General features: G+C 63.2%; 30 protein-coding genes and 1 tRNA gene. 16 read left to right on the forward strand and 15 right to left on the reverse strand.

Annotation, left to right across the window (positions count from 1 at the left end; all coding sequences use genetic code 11):
* Positions 1 to 279: 279 nt before the first annotated feature.
* The 6 genes from cobA to V6K60_RS05405 are packed head-to-tail and all read right to left on the reverse strand — an operon-like array spanning position 280 to position 5981.
* The gene (gene cobA, locus V6K60_RS05380; RefSeq protein ID WP_332449490.1) at positions 280 to 1029 is read right to left on the reverse strand and encodes a uroporphyrinogen-III C-methyltransferase; all 750 of its coding nucleotides are present in this window, start codon (positions 1027 to 1029) and stop codon (positions 280 to 282) included.
* The gene (gene hemC, locus V6K60_RS05385; protein ID WP_332449491.1) at positions 1026 to 1910 is read right to left on the reverse strand and encodes a hydroxymethylbilane synthase; all 885 of its coding nucleotides are present in this window, start codon (positions 1908 to 1910) and stop codon (positions 1026 to 1028) included. Before hemC ends, cobA begins: the two co-directional genes overlap by 4 nt.
* Positions 1895 to 3142 (reverse strand): glutamate-1-semialdehyde 2,1-aminomutase, encoded by a 1248-nt coding sequence (gene hemL / locus V6K60_RS05390; RefSeq protein WP_332449492.1) that lies wholly within the window; start codon positions 3140 to 3142, stop codon positions 1895 to 1897. Before hemL ends, hemC begins: the two co-directional genes overlap by 16 nt.
* The gene (gene hemB / locus V6K60_RS05395; RefSeq protein WP_332449493.1) at positions 3129 to 4112 is read right to left on the reverse strand and encodes a porphobilinogen synthase; all 984 of its coding nucleotides are present in this window, start codon (positions 4110 to 4112) and stop codon (positions 3129 to 3131) included. The genes hemL and hemB overlap by 14 nt, the downstream gene beginning before the upstream one ends.
* On the reverse strand, positions 4091 to 5362 hold the full coding sequence (gene hemA / locus V6K60_RS05400; RefSeq protein ID WP_332449494.1) for a glutamyl-tRNA reductase: 1272 nt from the start codon (positions 5360 to 5362) through the stop codon (positions 4091 to 4093). The genes hemB and hemA overlap by 22 nt, the downstream gene beginning before the upstream one ends.
* Positions 5355 to 5981, reverse strand: a complete 627-nt coding sequence (locus V6K60_RS05405; protein ID WP_332449495.1) for a precorrin-2 dehydrogenase/sirohydrochlorin ferrochelatase family protein — start codon at positions 5979 to 5981, stop codon at positions 5355 to 5357. The genes hemA and V6K60_RS05405 overlap by 8 nt, the downstream gene beginning before the upstream one ends.
* Before the next feature lie 152 nt (positions 5982 to 6133).
* Between V6K60_RS05405 and V6K60_RS05410 the strand changes: the two genes are divergently transcribed.
* From V6K60_RS05410 to V6K60_RS05430, 5 genes are all read left to right on the forward strand, one after another.
* Positions 6134 to 7069, forward strand: a complete 936-nt coding sequence (locus tag V6K60_RS05410) for a DUF7544 domain-containing protein (protein WP_332449496.1) — start codon at positions 6134 to 6136, stop codon at positions 7067 to 7069.
* A gap of 111 nt (positions 7070 to 7180) precedes the next feature.
* On the forward strand, positions 7181 to 7873 hold the full coding sequence (locus tag V6K60_RS05415; protein ID WP_332449497.1) for a PrsW family intramembrane metalloprotease: 693 nt from the start codon (positions 7181 to 7183) through the stop codon (positions 7871 to 7873).
* A gap of 169 nt (positions 7874 to 8042) precedes the next feature.
* A tRNA-Gly gene (locus V6K60_RS05420) sits at positions 8043 to 8114 on the forward strand.
* A 340-nt stretch (positions 8115 to 8454) separates the two neighbouring features.
* Positions 8455 to 9015, forward strand: coding sequence for a methyltransferase family protein (locus tag V6K60_RS05425; RefSeq protein ID WP_332449498.1), 561 nt, complete (start codon positions 8455 to 8457; stop codon positions 9013 to 9015).
* Between the two features lie 254 nt (positions 9016 to 9269).
* Positions 9270 to 10700 (forward strand): amino acid permease, encoded by a 1431-nt coding sequence (locus V6K60_RS05430; RefSeq protein ID WP_332449499.1) that lies wholly within the window; start codon positions 9270 to 9272, stop codon positions 10698 to 10700.
* Between the two features lie 57 nt (positions 10701 to 10757).
* On the opposite strand, the gene V6K60_RS05435 is transcribed toward V6K60_RS05430, so the two are convergent.
* Complete coding sequence (locus V6K60_RS05435) at positions 10758 to 12575, reverse strand: KUP/HAK/KT family potassium transporter (protein WP_332449500.1); 1818 nt, start codon at positions 12573 to 12575, stop codon at positions 10758 to 10760.
* A 76-nt stretch (positions 12576 to 12651) separates the two neighbouring features.
* Between V6K60_RS05435 and V6K60_RS05440 the strand changes: the two genes are divergently transcribed.
* Together V6K60_RS05440 and V6K60_RS05445 are read left to right on the forward strand one after the other, a co-directional pair.
* Complete coding sequence (locus tag V6K60_RS05440) at positions 12652 to 13401, forward strand: hypothetical protein (protein WP_332449501.1); 750 nt, start codon at positions 12652 to 12654, stop codon at positions 13399 to 13401.
* Positions 13402 to 13611: 210 nt separating this feature from the next.
* Positions 13612 to 14754 carry an inositol-3-phosphate synthase gene (locus V6K60_RS05445; RefSeq protein ID WP_332449502.1) on the forward strand — a complete coding sequence of 381 codons (1143 nt, stop codon included), beginning with the start codon at positions 13612 to 13614 and terminating at the stop codon, positions 14752 to 14754.
* 11 nt (positions 14755 to 14765) lie between these two features.
* On the opposite strand, the gene V6K60_RS05450 is transcribed toward V6K60_RS05445, so the two are convergent.
* The 7 genes from V6K60_RS05450 to V6K60_RS05480 all read right to left on the reverse strand — a co-directional run bounded on the left by V6K60_RS05450 (position 14766) and on the right by V6K60_RS05480 (position 20631).
* Positions 14766 to 15413 (reverse strand): DUF2284 domain-containing protein, encoded by a 648-nt coding sequence (locus V6K60_RS05450; protein ID WP_332449503.1) that lies wholly within the window; start codon positions 15411 to 15413, stop codon positions 14766 to 14768.
* A gap of 134 nt (positions 15414 to 15547) precedes the next feature.
* Entirely contained in the window at positions 15548 to 16675 is a 1128-nt protein-coding gene (locus tag V6K60_RS05455) for a helix-turn-helix domain-containing protein (RefSeq protein ID WP_332449504.1), read from the reverse strand.
* The gene (locus V6K60_RS05460; RefSeq protein WP_332449543.1) at positions 16659 to 17645 is read right to left on the reverse strand and encodes a homoserine dehydrogenase; all 987 of its coding nucleotides are present in this window, start codon (positions 17643 to 17645) and stop codon (positions 16659 to 16661) included. Before V6K60_RS05460 ends, V6K60_RS05455 begins: the two co-directional genes overlap by 17 nt.
* Positions 17645 to 18133, reverse strand: a complete 489-nt coding sequence (locus V6K60_RS05465; protein WP_332449505.1) for an amino acid-binding protein — start codon at positions 18131 to 18133, stop codon at positions 17645 to 17647. The genes V6K60_RS05460 and V6K60_RS05465 overlap by 1 nt, the downstream gene beginning before the upstream one ends.
* Positions 18134 to 18242: 109 nt before the next feature.
* Complete coding sequence (locus V6K60_RS05470; RefSeq protein ID WP_332449544.1) at positions 18243 to 18959, reverse strand: DUF169 domain-containing protein; 717 nt, start codon at positions 18957 to 18959, stop codon at positions 18243 to 18245.
* A 72-nt stretch (positions 18960 to 19031) separates the two neighbouring features.
* The gene (locus V6K60_RS05475; RefSeq protein ID WP_332449506.1) at positions 19032 to 19847 is read right to left on the reverse strand and encodes an NAD(+)/NADH kinase; all 816 of its coding nucleotides are present in this window, start codon (positions 19845 to 19847) and stop codon (positions 19032 to 19034) included.
* Between the two features lie 7 nt (positions 19848 to 19854).
* Complete coding sequence (locus V6K60_RS05480) at positions 19855 to 20631, reverse strand: bifunctional fructose-bisphosphatase/inositol-phosphate phosphatase (RefSeq protein ID WP_332449507.1); 777 nt, start codon at positions 20629 to 20631, stop codon at positions 19855 to 19857.
* A 91-nt stretch (positions 20632 to 20722) separates the two neighbouring features.
* Here V6K60_RS05480 and V6K60_RS05485 point away from each other — a divergent pair, with 91 nt between their 5' ends.
* The 4 genes from V6K60_RS05485 to V6K60_RS05500 all read left to right on the forward strand — a co-directional run bounded on the left by V6K60_RS05485 (position 20723) and on the right by V6K60_RS05500 (position 22703).
* Positions 20723 to 21100 (forward strand): translation initiation factor IF-5A, encoded by a 378-nt coding sequence (locus V6K60_RS05485; protein ID WP_332449508.1) that lies wholly within the window; start codon positions 20723 to 20725, stop codon positions 21098 to 21100.
* 1 nt (position 21101) lies between these two features.
* Positions 21102 to 21977, forward strand: coding sequence for an agmatinase (speB, locus tag V6K60_RS05490; protein WP_332449545.1), 876 nt, complete (start codon positions 21102 to 21104; stop codon positions 21975 to 21977).
* Between the two features lie 209 nt (positions 21978 to 22186).
* Positions 22187 to 22483, forward strand: a complete 297-nt coding sequence (locus V6K60_RS05495; RefSeq protein ID WP_299954713.1) for a type II toxin-antitoxin system HicB family antitoxin — start codon at positions 22187 to 22189, stop codon at positions 22481 to 22483.
* A complete protein-coding gene (locus tag V6K60_RS05500; RefSeq protein ID WP_332449509.1) occupies positions 22461 to 22703 on the forward strand; it encodes a type II toxin-antitoxin system HicA family toxin in 243 nt (80 codons plus the stop codon). The genes V6K60_RS05495 and V6K60_RS05500 overlap by 23 nt, the downstream gene beginning before the upstream one ends.
* Before the next feature lie 87 nt (positions 22704 to 22790).
* Here the strand turns inward: V6K60_RS05500 and V6K60_RS05505 are convergent, their stop codons facing one another.
* The gene (locus V6K60_RS05505) at positions 22791 to 23219 is read right to left on the reverse strand and encodes a nucleotidyltransferase domain-containing protein (protein WP_332449510.1); all 429 of its coding nucleotides are present in this window, start codon (positions 23217 to 23219) and stop codon (positions 22791 to 22793) included.
* Positions 23220 to 24088: 869 nt separating this feature from the next.
* Between V6K60_RS05505 and V6K60_RS05510 the strand changes: the two genes are divergently transcribed.
* Genes V6K60_RS05510 through mbhE form a run of 5 tightly spaced genes read left to right on the forward strand, consistent with a single transcriptional unit; the run spans position 24089 to position 25644 of the window.
* Positions 24089 to 24553, forward strand: coding sequence for a Na+/H+ antiporter subunit E (locus V6K60_RS05510; RefSeq protein ID WP_332449511.1), 465 nt, complete (start codon positions 24089 to 24091; stop codon positions 24551 to 24553).
* A complete protein-coding gene (locus V6K60_RS05515) occupies positions 24550 to 24813 on the forward strand; it encodes a monovalent cation/H+ antiporter complex subunit F (RefSeq protein WP_332449512.1) in 264 nt (87 codons plus the stop codon). Before V6K60_RS05510 ends, V6K60_RS05515 begins: the two co-directional genes overlap by 4 nt.
* Positions 24813 to 25130, forward strand: a complete 318-nt coding sequence (gene mnhG, locus V6K60_RS05520; RefSeq protein ID WP_332449513.1) for a monovalent cation/H(+) antiporter subunit G — start codon at positions 24813 to 24815, stop codon at positions 25128 to 25130. Before V6K60_RS05515 ends, mnhG begins: the two co-directional genes overlap by 1 nt.
* Positions 25127 to 25372, forward strand: coding sequence for a hydrogenase subunit MbhD domain-containing protein (locus V6K60_RS05525; RefSeq protein WP_332449514.1), 246 nt, complete (start codon positions 25127 to 25129; stop codon positions 25370 to 25372). The genes mnhG and V6K60_RS05525 overlap by 4 nt, the downstream gene beginning before the upstream one ends.
* Positions 25369 to 25644: a hydrogen gas-evolving membrane-bound hydrogenase subunit E gene (gene mbhE, locus V6K60_RS05530; protein WP_332449515.1), complete on the forward strand. Its 276-nt coding sequence runs from the start codon at positions 25369 to 25371 to the stop codon at positions 25642 to 25644. The genes V6K60_RS05525 and mbhE overlap by 4 nt, the downstream gene beginning before the upstream one ends.
* Positions 25645 to 25646: the final 2 nt, after the last annotated feature.

Below are 25646 nucleotides of genomic sequence, written 5' to 3' on the forward strand. Positions count from 1 at the left end.
CAGGGGAGGGGGGATGCTCCCCCCTCCCCGTCAGCCCCTCCCCAGTGGCGATACCTTCACGGTCCACAGCATGGGGACACACTGGAAAGGGCGTAATTCTGGTTCCCCTCCCCGAACATGGCTTCCTCTCCGGCAACACCCGGGCACTGCCCCGCCCCCGGGGGTGGGGGCTACGAATGGAGAGAGTTTTACGCGATGGAGACAGGCGAGGGGCGAGCCGCCTCTCCCAAGGGCGATATTCCCACGCCAACTACGGGACTCTACCTGAGAGAGACTATCTCAGGGGGTCGCCTGCCCCTCGCCCCCAACGTACAACTCCACCACGCCCCCGATGACGATCACCGCCGGGGGCCGGACACCTGCGGCGCGGGCTTTTTCGGCGATATCGGCGAGGGTCCCGACCGTCACCCGCTGGTCGGGCCGGAGCCCCCGCTCGATGATTGCGACCGGGGTCGCGGGGTCTTTCCCGTGCGCCGTGAGGGCCGCCGCGATGGCCGGGAGGTTCTTGACCCCCATCAGGATGACGAGGGTCCCCTTCAGGCGTGCGAGGACCTCCCAGTCGAGGGCGGACTCAGGCTTCGTCGGGTCCTCGTGGCCGGTGATGAACGTCACCTGAGACGCGTAGCGCCGGTGGGTAACGGGGATCCCGACCATCTCCGGGACGGCGATGGCGCTCGTCACCCCCGGCACCACCTCGACGGAGATCCCGTGTTCCCGGAGCGTCTCGATCTCCTCCCCGCCGCGGCCGAAGAGGAAGGGGTCGCCGCCCTTGAGGCGCACGACGGTCTTGCCCGCCTTCACCCGCTCGACCATCAACGCCTCGATCTCGTGCTGCTCGAGGGTGTGGCTGCCGCCGTACTTCCCGCAGTCGATCCGCTCGGCGCTCTCCGGGAGCGTCGCAAGGATCTCCTCGCCGGGGAGCTGGTCGTAGAGGACCACGTCCGCCGAGTCGATCACCTCGCGGGCCCGTATCGTCATGAGGCCGAGCCCGCCCGGGCCGGACCCGACAAGATATGCTTTTCCCATCATGGTTTCACCCCGAGGGCCGCGTAGGCCTCCCGAATAAGGCCGCCCGCCTGCCTGCGCAGTCCCTGCCCGCACTCCCGGGCTTCGTCGACGGTCGCGATCCGCCGCTCGATCCGCTCCCACCGGGAGCCGTCGAGCGCAAGCACCTCGGCAATCAGGTCGCCGCCCCGGCAGTAGATCCCCTGCGGGGTGAAGCACCCGCCGCCGACCTCCTCCATGACGGCCCGCTCGATCTCCACGTCGAGGCGGGTCGGCGCATGGTCGAGGGTGGCGAGGGGACCGGTGACGGCCGGATCGTCGCGGCAGACGACCGCGACGGTCCCCTGGTTCGGGGACGGGACGAACCGGTCCGTGGGGAGGGGCTCACCCGGGAGCGTGAGCCCGAGGCGCTGGAGTCCCGCTTCGGCGAGCACGATGGCGTCGTACTCTCCCTCGCGGAGTTTCCGTATCCGGGTATCGACGTTCCCCCGGAGTTGCTTCACCGATAATGTGGGGTCGTCGCGGAGGAGTTGGGCGCGGCGCCGGGTGCTCGACGACCCGACGACGCGGACCACATCAAGGGGGCCCTCGTGTGCAAGGAAGTCGGCGGGAGAGTCGCGCTCAAGCACCGCGGAGCAGACAAGCCCTGCCGGCCGCTCCGCGGGGATATCCTTCATGCTGTGTACCGCGGCGTCGATCTCGCCGCGGAGGATCGCGTCGTCGAGCGCCCGCACAAAGACCCCCTGCCCCCCGATGGCGTGGAGCGGGACGTTCGTCGCGGCATCGCCCTCGGTCGCGATCGTGACGATCTCGGCCTCGATACCACGGTCGGCAAGCATGCCGACCACCTTGTTCGTCTGCGCAAGCGCAAGCGCGCTTCCCCGTGTGCCTATGCGAAGAGACATGATTCGTATGCGTCCATTATCTGTCTGATATCCGATTCCGTGTGCGCAGCGGAGAGGAAGTTCGTCTCGAACTGCGACGGCGGGAAGAAGACCCCGTGATCGAGCATCGCCTTCCAGAACCGCGAAAACGCCGCCGTGTCGCACTCCTTGACCTCCCGGTAGTTCCGCGGGGCCGAGTCCCGGAAGAAGTGCTTGAAGAGCGAGCCTATCCTGACGAATGTTCCTCTGCCCGCGTCCGCGGCGACCTCCCCGATGGCCCGCGTGGCCTCGTCGAGCCGCCGGTAGACCTCCGGGTGCTCGTGGAGGTGGCGAAGCGCCGCATACCCCGCCGCGAGGCTCGCCGGGTTGCCGCTGAACGTCCCCGCCTGGTAGACCGGCCCCGAGGGGGCGACCAGTTCCATGATATCGCGCCGTCCCCCGAACGCCCCGATGGGGAGGCCGCCGCCGATGATCTTGCCGAACGTGGCGAGGTCCGGTTTCACCCCGTAGAGCACCTCCGCGCCGCCGATCCCGACCCGGTAGCCGGTGATCACCTCGTCGAGGATGAGGAGGACGTCGTGGGCGGCGGTGATCTCCCGGACGTCGGCGAGGTAGCCGTCGTCGGGGAGGACCGGGCCGATGTTGCCCATGATCGGTTCGAGGATGAACGCGGCGACGTCGTCGTTTTCGGCAAGAAGCGTCTCGAGCGCTTCGGGATCGTTGTAGGGGACCTGCCGGGTATGCGCCACGAGGTCCGCGAGGACGCCCGCGGAGTCGGGAACCCCGAGGGTGGTCGCCCCCGACCCGGCCTTCACCAGGACCGCGTCGTGGGCGCCGTGGAACCCGCCCTCGACCTTGATGATGTCCTGCTTTCCGGTGTAGCCGCGGGCGAGCCGGATCGCGGCCATCGTCGCCTCAGATCCCGACGAGACGAACCTGACCATATCGACCGCCGGATGGTCGCCGGTGATCATCACCGCGAGGTCGAGTTCAAGCGGCGTCGGCGTCCCGTAGAGCCACCCCTTCTCGAGCTGCCGTTCGATCGCCTCCCGGACTTCCGGGTGCGCGTGGCCGAGGATGAGGGGGCCGTAGCCGAGGCAGCAGTCGATGAGGTCGGAACCGTCGACGGTCGAAAGATGCGATCCTGCGGCGCGCTCGACATAGAATGGGTAGGGTTTGATCGCCCGGACGGGGCTGCTGACGCCGCCCGGCATCAGGGTCTTTGCGCGAGCGAAAAGGTCACTGCTCTTCATCGAGCCACCTCGCTGCGTCTTCGGCAAAGTAGGTGATGATCAGGTCGGCCCCGGCCCGCTTGATGGCGGTGAGGCTCTCGAGGGCAACGGCCCGCTCGTTCAGCCACCCGCGCTCGGCGGCCGCCTTGATCATCGCGTACTCCCCGCTGACCTGGTAGGCCGCGACCGGCAGGCCGAGGTCCGCCACGGCTGCAAGGATGTCGAGGTAGATCCCGGCCGGCTTGACCATCAGCATATCGGCCCCTTCGGCCGCGTCGAGCTCCGACTCCATCACCGCCTCCCGGGCGTTGCCCGGGTTGATCTGGTAGGTCGTCCGGTCCCCAAACGAGAATCCCGAGTCCGCCGCGTCGCGGAACGGCCCGTAGAGAGCGCTCGCGAACTTCGAGGAGTAGGAGACGATCAGGACGTCCTGGTATCCGGCGGCATCGAGAGCCTGCCGGATCGCCCGCACCATCCCGTCGAGCATGCACGACGGCGCGACGATATCGGCGCCGCTCTCTGCGTGGGAGACGGCTATTTGCGCCATCAGTTCGAGCGAGGGGTCGTTTAAGAGGTCGGGGCCGTCGGCGGTCTCTCCAACAATGCCGCAGTGGCCGTGGTCGGTGTACTCGCAGGCGCAGACGTCGGTCATGACGACCATCTCCGGCAATCGCTCCTTGATGCTCCGGACAGCCCGCTGGACGACGCCGCCCTCTGCGTATGCCCCGGTCGCCTCGCCGTCTTTCGCGGCCGGGATCCCGAAGAGGAGGAACGCCCGGATGCCGGCCTTCCCGAGGCGTTCGCAGTAGTCGGCGACGCCGTCTAACGGGTGCCGGAACTGCCCCGGCATCGATGCAATCGGAAGCGGTGCGCTGATCGATTCATCCACGAAGACCGGCGCGACAAGGTCGGTCTTCCGAAGTTCAGTCTCGCGGAGGAGCGGCTGGATGATCCGCCTCCGTATCCGTCTCATTCGTCGTTCTGGAAACATGGTTCTCCCCGGGTGATCGCCCTTATCAGGGCCTCTGCTCTTGCCATATCGCCGCACTCCGCACACGCCCGTATAGATGCGGTCGCATCTGCGAGGAGCTTCTTCGTGAGCGCCCGCGTCAGGTCGTCGATGACCTCCGCCGTGTGGTCGTCCCCCGGCCCCAGGCGGGCGAGCGCCCGGTCGCGCTCACGCGCCCGGATCGACTCCGCCCAGGTGTAGAGGAGAGCGAGCGTCTCGTCGGCCGCGGTCCGCCGGAGGAGCCGGATGAAGTGGTCGACCTCCTCGTCGATGATCCCTCGTGCCCGGTCCGCTTCGTTCCTCCGGGAGTCCATCGCGGCGTCGTTGACGCTTTTGAGGTCGTCGATGGTGAAGAGGTGCACGCCTTCTATGGACCGCACCCCCTCCTCGACGTCGCGGGGCTGGGCGATGTCGATGAGGATCAGGTGGCGGGGGTGCGGGTCGAGCGGCCAGAGCCGTTCCTCCATCACCTTCCGGATATCCTCCTCCCGGATGACCGGGTGCGGCGCCGCGGTGCAGGAGATGACGACGTCTGAGAGCGCAATGTAGCGGTAGAGGTCCTTGAAGTTGACCGCCCGCCCCCCGATCTTCTCTGCAAGCATCACGGCATGCTCGTAGGTCCTGTTCGCGACGTAGATGGCCGTGAGGCCTTTCGCGGCGAGCGCCTGCGTCACCAGGACTCCCATCTCCCCGCTCCCGACGACCAGGATGTGCCGGTCGCCGAGGGTGCCGAGGAGTTTCTCTGCAAGCGTCACTGCTGCAGAACCGACGGAGACCGCGCCCCGGTTGATCTGTGTCTGGCGCCGGACCCTGACCCCCACGTGCACCGCTTTGTTGACGCAGAGCGAGATGACGTTGCTTGCGGCCCCCGCCTCCTCTGCGGTCGCGAGGGCTCGCTTGAGCTGGCCGAGGATCTGGTCCTCGCCGACGACCAGGGAGTCGATGCCCGCGGCCAGTTCCAGGAGGTGGCGGGGGACAGCCTCGCCCTCGAGGACCGCGAAGCCGTCTCTGCCCTGCTCCTGCAGGAACCCTTCAAGGCTCCGCGCGTCTCCCTGCACCAGGATCTCGACACGGTTGCAGGTCTGGAGCAGGAGGGCGCCCTTGAACCGCTCCCGCGCCGCACGGAGGAGCGTCGCCTCGTCGGGGAACCGGAACGCTTCGAGTGTGGCGATATTCGCGGTGTGGTGGTTCACGCCCGCGAGCGCGAGCGGGATCGTGAGCGGTTCAGGCATGCAGGTGCCTCTCGATCGCCAGTGCGCGTGCCCGGCCGTAGTCGGCGGCGAGCGCCTCCCAGACCTCGTCGTCCTCAAGGATGCTCCAGAGGATGCGGGACCGCTCTGCCTGCACCGGTTCGGTCTCCCGGAGCATCGAGCGCACCTCGTCCTGCAGGTCGATCATCCGGTCCAGGTCCGCATACTCCTTCTGGAGCCTCATGCGGAGGTAGCGTGATACGGCGGGGCTCTTCCCGTGGGTGCTGATCGCGACCAGGTAGCGGCCGCCCCGGACGACCGAGGGGATGATGACGTCCCCGGGCTCGCCTGCGGCGTTGTTGAAGAGGACGCCGGACCCGGCGCATACCCGTCCGATACGGTCGTTGAGGTCCGGGTCAGGTGTCGCGGCCACCGCGAGGAACGCGCCCTCGAGGAGGGCCCGGAGCGCCGGATCCGGGAAGGCCGAGAGGTCGGCCTCCTGCCGCCGGATCGCGAGACCATCGAGGTCCGGTGAGAACGAACGGCTGATCACCGTCACCTCCGCCTCATGCGAGAAATACGCAGCCTTTCGGGCACCGACGTCGCCTCCCCCGAAGATGAGCACCCTCCTGCCCGTCAGGTCAAGCATGAGAGGGATCATTCCTTCTATACTGTGGTGAACGGACTAGATTAAGGTGTTGAAAGACCCGTTTCCCGGGAATTGACGGCCACGGGTCTTTGAACCCGAACGTTGAGGCCGATTCGCCCAAAGAAGGTATTAATGGTAGAAACATCCAGTTCTCCGTGACAACTATGGCTGAAGAGACGTATGCATTCAGCAGGCTGGAAGATGCGCTCCATCGCACGAAAAGCCTGCTCTGGCCCTTCCGATGGGGTGTCTGGCTCCGCCTGGCCCTGATCGCGCTCTTTGTGGGAGGGGGCGTCAGTCTCCCGAACACTTCCGGATACAACTTTGGAGAGGGCGACCTCCCGCCCGGCGTCGAAGGAGCCCTCCCCGGGATCACGGCGATCGTCGTGGTGCTCATCCTCGTCGTGCTTGCGCTCGCTCTCATCTGGTGGATCATCGGCACGGTGATGCAGTTCGTCTTCGTCGATATGCTCCGGACGGGTGATATTCATGTCAGGCCGTTCTTTGGAGAACGGCTCGGAAAAGGGGCGCGGCTCTTCCTCTTCGAGGCAGCCCTCACGCTGATCCTGATCCTCGCCATGATAGCGTTCATCCTCATGCTCGTCGGGCTCGGGGGGTCGGGTGGCGGCGGTGTTGCGTTCATCCTCCTGTTCATTCCGTTCATCCTGGTCGCAGCCCTCCTCTTCGGCATCATCTTCCTCCTGACCCACGACTTCGTCGTCCCGATCATGATCCATGAGGACTGCGGGGTCATTGAGGGCTGGCAGCGGCTTTTCGGGATGATCTCAGGAAACGTCTGGCAGACCGTCGCCTACATCGTCACCAGGTTCGTGCTCGGCCTCGTCGCCGGGATCGTGCAGGCAGTCCTGGTCATCCTCGCGATGCTGATCATCGCGATACCGTTCGTGCTCATCGGGATCGTCCTCCTCGCCGCAGCCGTGGCTAACTACGTGCTGCTGCTTGCCCTCCTCATCCCCTACCTCATCATCGCCATCCCGGTCGCGCTCCTGATTGCGGTGCCGTTCGTCACGTTCTTCCGGTACTACGGGCTGCTGGTACTTGAGAAGTTCGCCCCGGAGTACCGTCTTCTCCCCGAATAACCTTTTTTCTCCCGGGAGAAGAACAATTTCGACCATTTCACGGCCTGTCGGCAGAGCTGCCAGTGGAAGGGAAAGACTCTTCCGCTCGTAAACCATGAACCACGATCAGCAATGGTCGCTATTGAGCCGCTGGTAATCCTTGCCCTGGCGCTGGCGCCGGGGGTCTTCTGGGTGTGGTACTTCTACCACAGGGACAAATACAACCCCGAACCGGCGACACTGATCGTGAAGATCTTCCTCCTCGGCGTCCTCATCACGTTCCCCGTGGCCTTCATCGAGGGGTTCTTCGGCCTCTTCATCGCATCGGCGCTGATCATGGGCGCCGTCATTGCGCCGATCGTCGAGGAGTACGGGAAGTTCCTGGTCGTCCGACGGTTCGCTTACCCGAACCCCGAGTTCAATGAGCCGATGGATGGCATCGTCTACGCGGCAGCAGCCGCTCTCGGGCTCGCATCGCTCGAGAACGTCCTCTACGTCTTTGCGGCATACGTGACGTCGCCGGCGCTCGCCCTCAGCACGATAGCCGTCCGCGCGATCTTCTCGGTCCCCGGGCACGCGCTCTTCTCCGGCGTCTGGGGCTATGCTCTCGGCCGGGCCAAGTTTGCGCCCGCAGGAGAGCGTTCGAGGATTGTCCTTCGGGGGCTCGTCCTCGGGATGGTGCTGCACGGCATCTTCAACTTCCTGCTCTTCTCCGCCGAGATCGTCACCTACGCCCTGGCAGTATTCGTCCTGGTCCTGATACCGGGGCTCTGGCTGCTCGCGAACAGGAACATCAAGAGTGCGCTCGACCACGGGGGGCGGTAGGCGCGCGACCGTGGTGCAACCGCCATCATAGCGGGGATTCGCCCCGGGAAAATCCGCCCCGGGACACGATCCTGCAACGACGGCACCGCCCGATCCGGGTCGCGCTTCGATAGGCTTATTAGTCAGAAAATCCCACTTTGTAAGGCACACAGTGCGAAAGCACAGTCGTGCGCCGATAGTGTAGTGGTTATCACTAGGCGTTGCCAACGCCTAAACCCGGGTTCGAGTCCCGGTCGGCGCATCCGAAGATCGGTTCGATCCTCCTTCTCTACTATCTTCTGCCTGGAGCAGAGCGGCATTATCGTAGCATACAGGATGCTGCCAACAACGAAACAGCACTGATCGAATCTCTACCCGATAGACTTCATCGACCTCGCCGCCTTTTACGGATTTGAGCGGATCCTCGGGGCGTCGCAGGAACGCCGGCTGCCTGCATGCGGGGTCACAGCAAAGTCGGCCTGTGTTTGTCTCCTGCGCAGGAAGGTGCTCCCGGAATGCCCTGATCCTATGACCTAACAGAGCCAGGGGTAAAACCCATCCGGGAAAATGTTATGTAGATAGTGAATGATTGGAGCATAGGTATGATCGAGTCTATTCTGATCACGATCGTCCCGGTAGCATTCCTGATTCTTCTGTTTGGCGGAGGTGCGCTCTTCAAACGCCAGAACATTGATCAGGATGGGGAAGCTCCCATCAGCAAGACGCTTTTCTACGCCAGCAAATATTCGGTGCTCGTCCTCTGGGGCGCGATGGTGCTCCAGGTATGGGGTATCGGGATCTCCTTGATCGCAGTACCCGCCATTCTCCGGTGGATTGCGATGCTCTTCTGGTTCTTCGGATTCGCGCTCCTGTTTCTCGGACGATTCGAGCTCGGAACCTCGTTCCGTCTCGGAACAGCCAGAGAGAGCGCGAACCTCAGGGTAGAGGGATTGTACAGGATCAGCAGGAACCCGATGTATCTGGGAATTTACGCAACAATCCTCGCATCCGCCCTCTATACGATGAGTCCTTTAGTCATTGCGCTGGGGATATTCGTGGCCGCCGTCCATCACCGGATCACTCTAGCCGAAGAAAACCATATGCAAAAAGTGTTTGGCAAAGAGTATGAGGAGTATTGCCATCGCGTGAGACGATACATCTGACTGCTGCCCAGGACCAGATTACATGATCGGCGACGAACCGGCCGCGGGAGCGCGGCCGGCAGCAGAGGTATGCGAGGACCAGCCCGGCGACTTATTGCCCTGCCGCCGATATCCTCTCCACCATTTCCGCCTGATACAGCCCACGTAGAGAAGTTCTCTGCCCGGAGATCGCGCAGTTCGCAGGTGGGATGAAACCAGCGGATGTGCTCCGGTTCGGAACAATTATATCCGCCACCGTCTCCCTTCCCGCTGCAATGGGATTGCAACGGGGACTCTCGCAGTTCGACCTGACGAACATCATCGTCGGGGCGATCGTCGGTGCCGACATCTACATCGCATCCGCTCTCACCGCGGGCCTGGTCGGCCCGTTCTCGATCGTCCTCTGGGTGGTGGCCGGGCTCTTTGCAGCAACGATCGCGATGGTCTTTGCCTGCTGCAGTTATTACGTCCCCCGTGTCGGCGGGCCGTTTGCTTACGTCTCGGAGGCGTTCGACGACTTCTACGGGTTTCTCACCGGCTGGAGCATGTGGATCGCCGAACTCCTTGCCCTCCCGGTCTTTGCAATAGCGTTCGCGAACTACCTCCAGGCGCTGGTCCCCCTCACCCCGACTGCAGAGGTCGTCGTGAGAGCGCTCTTTGTCGCGGCCCTGACGCTCGTCAACATCGTCGGCGTCCGGGCCGCAGGGAAGTTGAACGATGCCCTCACGCTCATCAAACTCTTTCCGCTCCTCCTCCTCATCGTTGCCGGGCTCGGCATCTTCATCGTCCGGCCGGAGACAGTCATCGCGAACTACACCCCCCTGCTCCCCCTCGGTCTCGGTAACGCAGCCCATGCCCTGGTCCTGGTCTTCTGGGCATACGCCGGGTTCGAGCTGGGGACGCTCCCGGCCGGCGAGATCGAGAACCCGGGAAAGGCCATCCCCCGCGCCATCATCACCGGGATGCTGATCGTCTCCTTCTTCTATGTCTCGACGAACTTCGTCCTCTTCGGGCTCGTCAACTGGACCGAACTCAGCCAGAGCACCGTGCCGCTCGTCGTCGCCGGCACCGTCCTCTTCGGGTCGGCAGGGGCGATCATCATGACGGTCGGCGCCCTCTTCTCGGTGGCGGGGTCGGACGAGTCGGGGATGCTCGGCAGTGCACGGCTCGCGTATGCGATGGCGATCGATGGGCTCTTTCCTCGCGCCTTCGCACGGCTCCACCCGCGCTACAACACGCCCTACGGGGCCCTCATCGTCCAGGGAGTCATTGCGTTCGTCCTCTCCAGTATAGGAAGCCTCCCGGGACTGATATCCTTCGCCGTCCTCAACCTTGCGTTCTCGTTCCTGCTCACCTGCTTTGCGCTCATCGTGCTGCGGAGCGACCGGGCCGCAAACCTCCGCGGCCAGCACCTCCTCCCCCTTGCCGGGATCGGCATCTGCCTCTTTCTCCTCTTCTCCACCACGACCTTCGATAAGGTCGCAGGAGCCCTGGTCATCCTGGCAGGTATCCCGATATACCTCTTCTACTCCCCAAAAGAGGATATACGCCATCTCAAGGGACTCTTCCTCTCCGAAGAGGCCGTACTCGTTCGAAGGCTTGAGGCGCGGGAGACCTACCTCGCAAACCTCCTGGATCTTGCTCGCACGGCCCTCAGGAGGATCCGGCGTTTGGGCAGCCGCAAGTCCGAAGAGAACCCGCGTTGATCCCATGATGCGGCAGACTGCCGTCAGCAGGCCGGAGTAGCCTGCTGCCACCCGGGCCTACAACTCCATCCGGGTGAGGACACCATGAATCTTGTCCGTAGGTAACTTGTAGAACTGGACAAACGAGGGGGCCAGGCGCTTTACGGCAGCGTATATCTTCCAGACGATGTTGTCGGTGACGATCTCCTCAAGCCCGTAAAAGATTGCCTTCTCCTGGATACCGGCATCCTGCAGGATCTTTTTAATGTCTGCAACCTCCATGTAGCCGATCTCGATCTCGAAGACCCGGAGTCCCGGTGCCAGACTCCTCTTAAACCCGCTCTTCACCCCGAAGGGGTTGTCCGGGATGATGATGGAGATGATGATGTTGTCCTCATAGATGATGTTGTTCGTGAACATCGTCAGCGCGATATAGGGAGGAATCATACGGGTGTCGCGCGCAAAGAAGAGCGCCGTGCCCCGGATCTTTGAGGCCTCCCGATAGAGGTCCCGGTACATGGCGAGGAACGCCGAGAGATCCATAGGACGGAACGAGCGAGCGACCCGGTTCTGGCCGGCGCGGTAGATGAGGATGACCGCAAGCGGCACCGAGGCGATGAGGAGGACGACGTAGGCCCCCGCGGGTATCTTGGAGGTGGCAGCGACGAGGAATGCTATGTCCACCAGGGTTACTCCAATACCGATAAACCCGGGGATGATCAGCCTCCTGTGGAAGAGGATAGCGGTGAGCAGGATGCCCGTAATCGTCATCGTCCCCGTGACGGCGAGACCGTACGCGGCTGCAAGCCGGGCGGAGGACTGGAACAGAAACATCACCGCCAGCACGGCAAAGAGGAGGAGCCAGTTCACGGAGCCGATGTATATCTGAGATCGGAGCTTCGCGGACGTGTAATCGATCCTCAGCATCGGAAGCATCCGGGTAGTAATCCCCTGGTAGACGATCGAGAAGAGCCCGCTGATCATCGCCTGGGAGGCGATGACGGTGGCCAGGATGGAGAGGACGAGAAACGGGACGTAGATCAGGGGTGATATACTCCTGACCAGCTCAAAGAGGATGAAGTGCGCGTCAGGATGGGTGAGGAGGAAGGCCCCCTGGCCGAGATAGTTGAGCACCAGGGCGACAAAGACGAGATACCAGGCATTGACGATGGGTTTTCTCCCCAGGTGACCCATGTCCGCATAGAGGGCCTCACCCCCGGTAGCCACCAGGATGATCGACGAGAGGAGAAAGAACGCGGGCCATCCCCCCACCAGGAGAAACCGTGCGGCGTGATAGGGATTTACCGCGAGGGTCACCATCGGGGCCGAGAGTATCCCAATGATACCGGAGACAGCAAGCGCCAGAAACCAGAGTCCTGCGATAGGTCCGAACGACCAGGCCACCCGCTCGGCCCCGCTCTGCTGGACCGCAAAGAGCCCGATGGCGATGGCCGCGGCGACCAGGATGAGCGTGCTCTCCGCGGTCGCCTCAAACCCCGGGATCAGGGCGATGCCCTCCACGGCAGAGAGGATGCTGATCGCCGGGGTGATGACCCCATCGCCGATGAGGAGGGCGACGCCGATGATGGTCATCACGGAGACGATAGCCGCAGCCGTTCTGGACCTGATGTAGGGGGTGAGGAGTTCCCGGAGGACGATGGTGCCTCCTTCGCCCTTTCTGCTCAGGCTCATCGCAAGCCACGCATACTCCACCGTGATGAGGATGATCAGCGTCCAGATAAGGAGAGAGAGGATGCCCATGACGTTCGAGGCTGTGGGCTCTATCAGGAGAAAGATCACCGTGAGCGTGTAGATGGGGCTCGTCCCGATATCCCCGAAGACAAGGCCCATGGATTTCAGGATACCCTGCCAGGGATGGCTGTCATGGCCGTTCACACCTCACCTCGATGGTATGGAGCGGATCTTGTGCACGAGCATACATTTATTCTCATCCTCACGATGACGGGGAGGCATGACCCCTACCCCGGTCCTCCCGCTCCTTGCCGCCGCCGTCATGACAGCCGTGCACCTGGCCGCAGGCAGGCTGCGGTTCCTCGACGTCATACCGCGGAGCCGCTGGCTCTCGGTAGCCGGCGGGGTCTCCGTAGCGTACGTCTTCGTCCGCCTGCTCCCTGAACTGGGCGCCGGCCAGGAGGTTATCCGGGCATCCATCGTCGGCGGGGTGCTCGCAAGCATCGGGAACCACATCTACCTCATAGCCCTCGCCGGCCTGGTCGCCTTCTACGGACTTGAGCGGGTCGTCAGGACGTCGCAGAAACACCAACCACGGGGCCGGGAGTCGGAGCGCACGACGACCGGGCCGGGCGTCTTTGTTCTCCACATCGTATCCTTTGCCGCCTACAACAGCCTGATCGGCTACCTCCTGCTCCACCGCATCCGGCCCGGCCCCGTCAGCCTCGCCTTCTATACCGTCGCAATGGCCCTCCACTTCCTGGTCACCGATTACGGGCTGCGCAAGGACCACCGCCAGGACTACGACCGGATCGGGCGCTGGGCACTCTCCGCGGCGCTCATCGGCGGCCTTGCGGCAGGCTATCTGGCGAGCCTCCCGGAGATCTGGATCGCCGTCCTCACCGCGCTCCTCGCCGGAGGCGTCATCCTGAACGTGCTCAAAGAGGAACTCCCCGAAGAGCGCCAGAGCCGGATCGTGCCTTTCGTTCTCGGCGCGTTCGGGTACGCCGCCATCCTGTTACTGGCATAACGGGGAGGCCCCCTCCGGGCAACCGCCCTGCAACCGCTCCAGACCGGCAGCAGCGACGGGGATCCGGCGCTCCACCCCGTTCTCCGGAGCATGGCCCCTGGCGCTTCCCGAAGCATACCCTTATATCTCCCGCTCCGTATTATGTCGAACGCATACCTGCCTTCAGGGTTGTGCCGTCTTACATGGTGCCGGACGCATCGTCTGAGAGTAGTGCGCTATCCGGCATACCGGATCTATTGGGGGACCGTCGTGGACTCGATCAGGATTGCAATCGTGGGCGTTGGAAATTGTGCCAGTTCGCTGCTCCAGGGTATCGAATACTACCGGGGGAAAAGCGAAGACGCCGCAACGGGGCTGATGCACTGGAACCTCGGAGGCTACCTGCCGTCCAATATCGAGGTGGCCGCGGCGTTCGATATCGATGCGAGGAAGGTCGGGAAGGATCTCTCGGAGGCCATCTTCTCCCCCCCGAACTGCACCACCGCCTTCTGTCCCGTGATACCCGGAACCGGGGTGACCGTCCGGATGGGGCGGGTGCTGGACGGGTTTCCCGCGCACATGCAGGACTACAGCGAAGAGCACCGGTTCGTCCTCGCCGACGAGGAGGAGGCCTCACGCAAGGAGGTTGTGCAGGAACTCGAGGACTCGGGTGCCGAGATGCTGCTCAACTACCTCCCCGTGGGGTCGGAGGAGGCGGCACGGTTCTACGCCGGGTGTGCTCTCGAGGCGGGCATCGGTCTCGTCAACAACATGCCGGTCTTCATCGCGAGCAATCCCGCCTGGGCGGAGAGGTTCCGCGAGAAGGGTATCCCCATCATCGGCGACGACGTCAAGGCCCAGTTCGGCGCGACGATCACCCACCGGGTCCTCGCCGACCTCTTCCGGCAGCGAGGGGTGAAACTGGACCGGACCTACCAGCTCAACACCGGCGGCAACACGGACTTTCTGAATATGCTCAACCGGGACCGTCTCGCCTCAAAGCGGGCATCGAAGACCGAGGCGGTGCAGTCGGTCCTGGAGGTGCCGCTCGACGACGACGATATCCACATCGGTCCGAGCGATTACGTCTGCTGGCAGAAGGACAACAAGGTCTGCTTTCTCAGGATGGAGGGGAGGCTCTTCGGGGATGTCCCCATGCACCTCGACCTCCGCCTCTCCGTCGAGGACTCGCCCAACTCCGCAGGGATCGTCATTGACGCGATCCGGTGCTGCAGGCTCGCCCTTGACCGGGGTATCGGCGGCGTGCTGACGTCTCCGTCCGCCTACTTCATGAAGCATCCGCCGGTCCAGGTCAGGGACGACGATGCCTGCCGGATGACCGAGGAGTTCATCCAGGGCCTGCGGCGCGAGTGAAGGCCGGGGCGTCACTCGATGAGGACGAGGCCGACCGACGTAATGTCGCCGTGGACGATCTTGCCGTACTCAAGGTCCCTGCACGGGATGACGTGCAGGTCCCACCCGGCCTTCCGGGCGGTGGAGAAGACGTCGATCCCGGCGCCCTCCATCGTCGGACGGACGAGGTCCATGTGCCGGCAGAGCCTGCGGATGCTCTCGTCGACGACGCCTTCGTGCTCCTCGGCGACACAGTGCAGGTGCTCGCAGTATATGCAGGGGTATCCCCCGAACCCAAACGCCTTCGGGAAATCGTCGTAGAAAGCCGTCTTTTCAAGAAGGTGTACCGTCGAGTTCACCCAGAGGATGAGGTCGCGGAAGAACGGGTGGAAGTCGAGGGGGATCTCGTCGGGCTTCAAGTCCGGGTGGCCGGGGACGCCCTCAAAACGGAGGAGGATACCGGTGCTATACTCAGCGAGCAGCCGCCGGGTCTCGTCGAGTGCGGGGGCATACGGCGGGCAGGACATGTGTTTCCCGTAGCCTTTGCACCCGAACCGGCACTTGAACCGCACCCATTCCGCAACGACGACATCGCGGGCCGCTATCCGCCGTGCCTCCGCACCACGCTCCCGGGCGAGGGAGGAGAGCCTCTCGATCTCTTCCTCAAGTTCGCTTCTCACCGTGCTTCGCCTCAGTGAGGGTATCTGCCGTACCCGGGTATTTATAGGTAGCGCGAGGGGGGTGGGGGTCGGGGTCCGACTTTTTGGGACGGATGCCGCCGGTTAACGACGGATTGAATAAAAGGAACGGGCCCTCACGTCGATGCTTCCCACCCGGCGCAGACGTCGCGCCCGGGGTCGAGGAGGACGTCGTGCGGGAGCCCGATGAGCGCGACTGCCGCGAGCGCCCCGATGACGCCCCGGCCGCCGTGGAGGCGGATGCCGAACCGTTCGGCGGTCGCCTCCGCCGCTTCCCGGGTGAGCACCGTCTCTCTCGCGCTCCTCCCGTAAGCCCGGAGCGGACCGGGCGTCCGGAACCCCTGCCGGACGGCGATCCCCCAGCCGGGGGAGACCGCCTCGCCGGCGACGAACCGCACGGCCGCCTCCTCGATCTGCGGCACTATCCCGGGTTCCACCGCGAGTTCGATGTAACTGCAGGAGTTTCCGGCGGTCGCGCCTTCGAGCCGGGGGTTGAGCATCGCCACGCGGTGGCCGATCGGCATGACGCCGTCGAGTTTCGCGAGGTGCTGGAGGAGGGCAAGGGCAAGGGCGAACGTCGCGCCCTCACCCTCCACATCGGTGTCGTCGATCCCGATGGCGACGTAGGCGAGCGCCCGGGTGATCACCTCGCCCTCGACCACCGCTCCTTCGCGGTGGACGGTGACGCCATAGACCCCTTCTGCAAAGGACATCATATCGGTGAGCGAGTAGGCCGGACCGCCGATGCACCTGATGTACTGGTGGACGTAGCCATCGTCATGGAAGACGCCGACGATCCCGACCGCCGGCGCCGGGTCGAGCCCGACGGCGACGTCGCGACGGCCGAGGAGCGCCCGCTCCCGGAGCAGGGTCCCGTCGCGATGGACCGACTGCAGGGCGCCGCCGGCGCGGGCATGGTGGAACTCGCAGAAGGCGGCGCAGCCCCCGCTCATGCACTCGTGGTAGATCTCGACCTCGCTGCCGTCGACGGTGGTGAAGACCCGGCGGCAGGCGCTCTCCGGCATCACGCTGCTTGCCGCATACCGGGCCGCGTGCCGCCCCCGCTGCTCCTCCGTGAGGAGGACGCACCCCTCCTCGATGAGGCGGTTCACCCAGTCCTGAACGGTGCTCCGGGGGGTATCGAAGGCCTCCCCAATGTCAGCAACCGTGAAGTAGCCTCTCTCAAGCGTCAGCTGGCGCATCAAGCGCAGGTACTGTCTTCTCCGTTCAAGAACCCTGGACATGCCGCTCCCGGATAGCGAGGAGGTCGCCGATCACGGCACTGGCGGTCTCGATGGAACCCGCGCCCTTCCCGATGAACGTGAGGTCCCCGGCGAGGTCCGCCTCCACCGTGACGGCGTTGAGCGTTCCTTCGACGACGAGCGGGTGGGCCTTCGCGATGATCCGCGGGGAGACGCGGAGCACCCCGGCGCCCGGGATGATCTCGCCGATGAGCCGGATGGTGCAGTCCTGGTCCTCGGCAAGCTCGAGGGCGTCAGGCGTAAGAAGGGTGATCCCCGTTCTCTCCACGTCGTCGAGCGTCGCATGCATATCGAGGACGGCGTTTGCGAGGATGACGAGTTTAACGCCCGCATCGATCCCCTCGACGTCGTAGGTGGGGTCCGCCTCGGCGTACCCGAGTTCGCGCGCCTCGTCAAGGGCCTGCTCGTAGGTGAGGCCTTCTGCGGCCATCCGGGTGAGGATGTAGTTGCAGGTGCCGTTGAAGACGCCGGAGAGCCGGGAGATGGTGTTTCCGGCAAGCCCTTCGGTCATCGCGTGAATGAGCGGGATCGCCCCGCAGACCGTCGCCTCGTACTTCAGGAAGACGCCGTTCTCTTTCGCAAGAGCCCGGAGCTCGGGGTAGGCGACGGCGATCGGGCCTTTGTTTGAGGTGACGACGTGCTTACCCCGCCGGAGGGCCGTTCGCATGTAGCCCAGCGCCGGTTCGGCGGTCTTGACGTTCGTCGGGGTCACCTCGACCAGGACGTCGTACTCCGCCTTCGCCACCACGTCCGCGGGGCTGACGTCCGGGCTGCCGCAGGGACTGCCCGCCTCTTTTCTCTCAAGCACCGCCGCAATGTCGATCCCGGCGGCATCAATGATCCCGCTGTGCGAGTCGGCAAGGCCGGTGACGGTGATATCGAGGTCTTTTGCAAGGATCGTCCGGGCGATGCCCCGGCCGACGGAACCCAGTCCCAGGAGCGCGATCCGCATCATGCACCCTCCAGGGGCTCAATGATGAGGAGACTCTTCTGCTCCGCGACGCCGCGCAGGATCTGGATCGCCCTCTTCATCTCCGCCCGGTTGGTCGAACGGATGGTGATGCGGGCCGAAGACGGGGCGTTGATCGCCGGCATGACCAGGGAGAGCCCGGTCACCTCGGCCGAACCGGTCCGGTCGATACAGTCGACCGTATCGGAGAGGTCCGTGTGCATCAAGTGACCGATCATGATCAGCGTACACTCGTAGAGAAGCCGCTCCTCGTCGATCCGCACGACGCTGACACCCTGCTCCCGGAAGAGATCGAGGAGGCGCGGGAGACGCCCCTCGGGGAGTTCCAGGACGATCTGGACGTCCAGCGTCTCCGTGTCCGCCGGGGTCTCCCTCTGGTGAATGACCGCTTTGATGTTTCCCCCGACGGCCGAGATCGGTTTGAGTGCCGCGACCAGCTGTCCGGGCCGGTCCTTCATCTCGAGCTTCATGGATACCTGCAAAAGACCACCTGCTGAAGAGTTGACCGGCCGGGGAGATAAGCCTTGTACCCTGCCAAACAACAGGGGTACGCCAGAAAGAGAGGGTGACGGTGGATCTTCACCGCACCGACCCGGGCGCCCCGGTGACGATCGTGAGCGCCCGGACAAACTCCGGGAGGATCTCGGCAGGGATGCCCATCACAAGTTCGCCATCCTCGATGCCGGAGAACCGGCGCGAGCCGTCGCACCCGAGGGAGTAGTTGATCCTGCCGGTGAGGTAGGGCTGCGCGGTCGCGTCCGCACAGACCGACTGGATCCCCGACATCGTGGACTCTATCCGTCCGCCGAGCTGGTAGAGCGTGGCCTGCGCGAGTTTGAGCATCGTCCGCGGGTTTGCAACGATGACAACGACATGCGGGTCAAACGGCGCCTTCTCAAGCGGGGCGTAGACCGTCGCGTAGGTCTCGAGTTCGGGGACGTGCGGCACCTGCTGGATGGTCCGCATGCAGGCGGCCCAGCTCTCAAACTTGCCGAGCTTGTAGTAGAACTCGCCCGAACGGAGGCTCGGCGTGAGTTCCTTCAGCCCGAGGGCCCAGCCGCCCCCCATGCAGACATGCTTCTCGGCGGTCGCATAGAAGATCTCGCCGTCGAGGCGGGCCCTGCTGATCATCTGGCAGTGGCGGACCGTCTCCTCGATCGGTCCGACCCCTTCGGGGATACCCTCGGGGCTCTTTGCGAGTTTCACCGCGACCGGTGAGCCCCGCAGTTCGAGGGTCGTCTTCAGCGTCTCTGCGATCTCCGCATAGGGGATCCTGGTGCGCATCTGGTCTTCCATGATCGTGCTCACTCCTATGTGGAGAATAGTCCCCGCACCGCTCATAAAGCCTCGGTTTGGGGTAGGACGGGATCAGAGGTTGCGGAGTTTGTGGTTCACCTTCTCAAAGAAGGGTTTGTCTGTAGCGACGAAGAGGGCGGGCTCGCCCGATCTTCTGACCGTGATCGTGGTCTCCCGTTCGAGTTCGAACGTGCTCTGCCCGTCGATGACGAGGTGCGCCGGTTTCTCGGTCTCGAGAGTGATCTCGAGATTTCTCCATGTGCTGATGACGTGAGGCCGTGACGAGAGCATGTAGGGTGCGAGGGGAATGAGAAGGATTCCTTCGATCTGCGGGTCGATGATCGGCCCTCCCGCGCTCATGGCGTAGGCGGTCGACCCGGTCGGGGTCGAGACGATCAGGCCGTCGGCCCGGACCCGTTCTGCGGGGGTCCCGTCGACGTAGACGGCGAACCGGAGCATCTTCGCCGGCCGATCGGTGACGATGACCCCTTCGTTGAGGGCGTCGCCGAACGACTTCCCGTCTGCGGTGAGGCTGATCCGCATCCGCTGTTCGACACAGAACCCGTCCGGGTGGGCGGCAAAGAACGCGCGCGCCTCTTCGGGCTCCAGGTCCGTGAGGAACCCCACCTCACCCCAGTTGATCCCGAGGACCGGGACCTGCTGCTTCATCAGGCGGACGGTGAGAAGGACCGACCCGTCGCCGCCGACGACCACGACGAGATCGCCGGCGAGGTCCTCAAACGGTATGCCCCCCTTCCTCCCGATATGCCGCGCCGTACCCTCCTCGAAGGCGATGTCGTGGCCCATACCCTCGAGGTCCCGGGCAAGCTCCGCGGTGTAGCGGAGCGCGTCCCCATTATCGATACGGGATACCAGCACGATCTTCATGCGCGGATCACCTCAGGTACTCGATGATCTTGTTGTGCATGACGCCGTTCGTGACGACGAGGCTCCTCCCGGCGGCGACCTCGTCGGGGAAGGCGAGTACGCCCCCCTCGGGATCGGAGACCGTCCCGCCGGCCTCCTCGCAGACCAGGAGCCCCGCCGCCGCGTCGGTGACACGGAGCGTCCCTCGCAGGTCGATGAACCCGTCGAGGCGGCCGCACCCGACGTAGCAGAGTTCGAGCGCCGATGCCCCGAGGAGGCGCAACCGCCGGATCTTCCGGGCGATCTCGAACATCCGGGTCGGGTCGAACTTCCGGCCGTAGATGCTCATGGCGCTCTCTTCGAGAAGGGCCGTCCGCGAGACGTGGATGGGATGCCCGTCGAGGAACGCGCCCTGCCCCCTGATGGCGTAAAACGTCTCGCCTGTCGCAAGGTTCCGGACGTATCCCTGCTGGACGACACCTTCTTCTGCGTAGGCTATCGAGAGGGCGTAGAAAGGGATCCCGACCACAGCATTGTAGGTGCCGTCGACCGGGTCGAGGTAGATGGTGCCCTTCTCCCCGCCCATATCGGCACAGCCGAGTTCCTCGCTGATCACCTGCCGGCAACATGCGTGGCACTGGAAGTAGTCCACGATGATATCTTCTGCGACCTGGTCGATCAGTTTCGTGGGCGTACCGTCCGCGCCCATCTTCACGAACTCTCCTGCTTCCGGCGTCCCGACCATGCCGACCACTGCGTCAGAGACAGCCCCCGCCAGATCGTCGCACGCCCGGATAAACTCCATCAAAAACTCCTCATTGCATACTTTGTTCTGCGGTGTATTTATGTAATGCAATCGTGATACATTAATCACGCGTTTTATCGAGTGAGACAATATGAAGGAACAGACAGAAGTTGGGAAGCTGAAAGAGGGACGTTACGTAGTCATCGAGGATGAGCCTTGCAGGATTGTCTCCATCGCTATCTCCAAACCCGGGAAGCACGGGGCGGCAAAGTCCCGGATCGACTGTATCGGCATCTTTGACGGTGTCAAGCGCTCGGTCGTCCAGCCGGTCTCGGCGAAGACGTATGTCCCGGTGGTGGAGCGCAAGATGGCACAGGTCATATCGATCGCCGGCACGACCCTCCAGCTCATGGACGTCAAGGACTTCGAGATGTTCGAGCTCGCGGTAGCCGAGGATCAGGCGAGCGGCCTCGAACCCGGCCAGGAGATCGCGTACATCTCATCCCTGGGCAAGAAGAAACTTGAGTGACGTGTTCTGGCTCTCGAAGACGGGCATGCACGAGCTTGCCCATATCCATTTTGCGGATGCGGATGCGTCCTACGAGGACGCCCGCTACGCCATCTTCGGCGTGCCCTACGACAGCACGACGTCGTTTCGGCCCGGGACGCGGTTTGGCCCCCGGGCGATCCGGGAGGTCTCGCTCAACTTCGAGGCCTACGAGCCCTCGACCGGGATAGACTTCTCTCTGGTGCCGATCACGGACCTCGGCGACCTTGCAGTCTCACGGCTGCCGGAGGACCTCGTGAGTCAGGTGGCGGACGTCGCCACCGATATCGTCGGTGACGGGAAGGTCCCGGTGATGCTCGGCGGCGAGCATACCGCGACGGTCGGTGCGGTCAGGGCGGTGGCGCCGGAGGTCTACGTCGTCTGCGACGCGCACCTGGATCTCCGGGACGAACTCGACGGGACGCCCTACAGCCACGGCTGCGTCACCCGGCGCGTCCTTGAGACGGTCGAGGACGTGGTGATCATCGGGGCCCGGAGCGGCGATGCCGAGCAGTTCGCGGTTGCGGCCGAGGAGACACGGCTGTATACCGCCGATACGGTGCGGGAGCGGGGGATCGGCGCCGTGCTCCAGGAGGTGCGGGAGCATATCGGGGAGAGGAGGACCTACCTCTCGATCGACGCCGACGCGATCGACTGCTGCTTCACCCCCGGCCTCGGGACGCCCGAGCCGTTCGGGATGACGCCGCTCGATATCCGCGAGGTCGTGCGGACCCTTGCCCCGCAGGCCGCCGGGTTCGACTACGTGGAGGTCGCCCCGTTCGATGCCGGCCAGACGGCGGCGGTGGCGGCGCAGATGGTGCGGGAGTTCATCGCACGGCACTGGGTTGCCGTGCGGTGAAGGGGCCCCGGGCTCTTTTTCGGCGGTCTGTTTTCGCCACACCTCGTCGAAGGTCGGGGGGTCTACGGGGTGCAGGAAAACCCCCGGGCTTTAGCCCGGGGAGAGTGCCAGAGCAGAAGGACGCTACCCCGCGGAACACCGGACCCGGTATCGGCACTACGTTTATTATACCGAACTGCACACATCTCAAATGATTTGAGGTGAGCGCCATGTTAGTCGAGTTTAAAATATTCTATTACGATGGAGGGTGGACCGCTCGTGCTACAGATCACGGTATCATCACAGAGGGAGAGACTATCGGCGAACTTGTCGATAACATCATAGAGGCAACAGAACTCTACTTCGAAGGCGAGATAGAAGAGAGAGAGCAGATCACAATCACCGTTACGACCGAACCGGTGCCCGACTTCATCCTCGAACTCGACGAAGGTGACCCCGAACCACTCAGTCAGCACTTTGAATGCCAGTTCACCGTCGATCGCAATGCCAAGGCGACCGGTTGTTAGCGGATTCAAGCTCGTCAAATTCCTCGAATCTCTTGGTTACACATATATCAGGCAGACAGGAAGCCATGTTCAGATGGTTACCCGGAAAGGCGACAGAAATTTTCATGTCGTCGTTCCCCTGCACAACGAACTAAGGGTCGGAACACTGTATTCGATACTCGACGAGGTCTCAAAAGCAACTGGAATACCCCGGAATGAGTTGATTGAGGCAATCAGATAACCCCTCTGATTCCAAAGGATTGTAGCAAGGAGGCTTTCGGCTGCCTCGTCCAGTTCCCGGAGGTGCCCGAGGATCCCTTCATCCATATCAGGCCCTCGTGAGCAGAACCCGGTCAAACCAGTCGAGCGTCTCCGCATAGTCGAGGTAGAGGGAGAGCACACCCGCCTCGTACCGGATCCTCCTCTCCCGGTCGCGGGAGAATATGAGTCTGCCGCTCTTGATGACCTCATGCTGCAAGGAGATGGGAACGGCGTTGAGGATCTTCACATCGGCCTCAAAGCGATAACAAAACCCTCGTTCGAGCTCCCGCTCGATCTTCCTCGCGAACCGCATCGCCTGGTACGGGGCGGGTTCTCCGGTGACGAGGACCGCCACGTCCACGTCGCCAAAATCCTCCCTGCAGAACGAGCCGAAGACGTACCCCATCTCTATCTCGTCACATCCGGCGAGGACCGTATGGATGATATGGAGAACCTCTTCTTTCTCCTCTGCCCCCAGCAGATGGCGCCGCCTCATACCGTCGTATATCTTCCCGCATCGCATATCATCCCTTCCCGGTTCCCGCCGGCAGCCGAGCCCCCCTTTCCCGTTGCGGGAATGCACCCCGTGAAATGCCTGACCCGGTATCGGCACTATATTTTAACCTGAGGGGGTCCAGCGGCGGCACGAGCGGGAAATCCACGGTCGAGAGGCCGGGGCTGACACGGCACAACCCGGTTATGCCTGACCGGAAGAAACGAAGCATCTCCCGTGAAGTGGAGTCCCTTCATCTTTCCGATACCTATACTTTCATGCGTGCCCAATTAAGAAGCACCCAATATGAGGTATAAGACCTGATACGTCGGCGCATTCGGTCTTTGCCCTCCACTATCATCTGGTGCTCGTGTGAAGTATCGGTGGAAAGCGTTGCCTTCCGCCGGGATTCGAGAGCGTTTGAAAGATATTGTGTGGAACCTGTCAGACGCATTGCGTAGAGGTTGTTGCACGCGAACCCGACCACTCTCTCGAAGGCGAGACCGGATAGGGAGAAGAGATCACAGTCACCGTTACGAACGAACCGGTGCCCGACTTCATCCCTGAACCTGACCCGGCCAGCTCCGAACCACTTGCGCAACCGCCTGGATTGACGCTCAAAGCCGGGTCTGTTGAAAACCTCTTAAGGGATGTCACCCAACGTACCCGCGTTGATAACCGGGCAATATCGAGAGGGGTGTCGGAAGCATCTCAACCGAGCGCGCCATGGGCCTTTGGCTCATAGATGAAACCAGAACGATGTTTTACCTACCAGCCAAAAAACGTAATTTGTATCTGTATGACCGGACAGAAAATCGCAGAAGCAGGGGAAGACCATGAAGGGAAGAACACCGAGTAAAGTATTGATGTCCATGGCCCTTTTCACTTTCTGGGTGCTGTTGTCCGGATATTTTGATGCCTTCCATCTGATAGCGGGGATCCTCTGCGCTGGTGCCGTCACCATCATGTCGCACGACCTGTTCGTCCCAAAGAAGGGTCACCATGTCCTCAGAAAGACAGTCAGGTTCATCGTATTCATTCCCTGGCTCCTCTTCGAGGTACTCCTTGGGAGCCTTGACGTCGCATACCGGGTCCTCCACCCGGCTCTCCCCATCGACCCGTCCATCATCATCGTTGAGACGTCGCTCCAGAGCGACCTCGCACAGACCACGCTCGCCAATGCCATAATGCTCGCCCCCGGGACGGCAACGATCGACGTAGAGGGGGGGCGATACGTAGTGCATGCTCTCACCCCTGAGTTCGCGAGCGGCTTCACCACCACGGATGACGTGACGATACAGGAGCGGGTAGCAGCGATCTACGAGGAGGACGCATGACCGACATCTTCATGATCTCCGGTCTCGTCCTCATCTTCACGACGTTTCTCTGCCTCTACAGGGTGGTGGTCGGTCCCGGAGCCTCGAACAGGCTGCTCGCGGTAAACGTCATCGGGACAAAGACGATCGTCTTACTCGTCATCATCGGGTTCATCTACGAGCGGCCAGTCTTCCTCGATATCGCGCTCGCCTATGCGCTGATCAACTTCATAGCAACGCTTGCCATGGCAAAATATTACGAGCAGGGGTGCATCTGCTGATGATCGAACTCCTCAGCATACTCGGCGTGACCCTGATCCTTCTCGGGCTGTTCTTCATGATCACCAGCTCACTCGGCCTGATCCGCCTCCCGGATATCTATACCCGGGCGCACGCATCGGGAAAATGCGATGCACTCGGTCAAGCCCTGATGCTCTTCGGATTCGTCCTCTATACGGACTTCGGCCCCCAGACCGTGAAACTCGTCCTCATCATGGTCATGCTCTATATCCTGACCCCGACCGCCACGCACGCGATCGTCCGGGCAGCCTACATCCACGGAAAGAAGCCCTGGAAGCGCGGGGAGGAGCGGGAATGATCTGGGAGTTCAACTTCGCGCTCCTCATCCTCCTGATCATCTGCGCCATCGCCGCGATCACCGTGCGCGACCTCCTCTCCGCGGTGGTCATCCTTGCAGCGTACTCCCTGATCATGACGGTGCTCTGGGTGGAGATGAACGCCGTCGATGTGGGCCTGACCGAGGCGGCGATCGGTGCGGGCATCACCACCGTCCTCTCCATCGCAGCGGTATCACGGACGACACGGAGGTCGAAAGATTGAAGAAATTGGCCCTTTTTACGGTGATCGTCGTCGGCGCCCTCCTCCTCTGGGCGGAAGGAGACATGCCGGCATTCGGAGACCCCGATGCGCCTGCGCACGCCCATGTCGCCCCGCGCTACATTGAAGAAGGCGCCGAGGAGACCGGGACCACCAATCTGGTCTCCGCCATCCTTGCAGACTACCGGAGTTTCGATACGCTCGGCGAGATAACTGTGATCCTCACCGCCGGCATATCGGTGCTCCTGCTGCTCAGGCGGGGTGAGCGGCTGTGAGG

The organism is Methanoculleus sp. (genome assembly GCF_036677455.1).
Lineage (GTDB): Archaea > Halobacteriota > Methanomicrobia > Methanomicrobiales > Methanoculleaceae > Methanoculleus.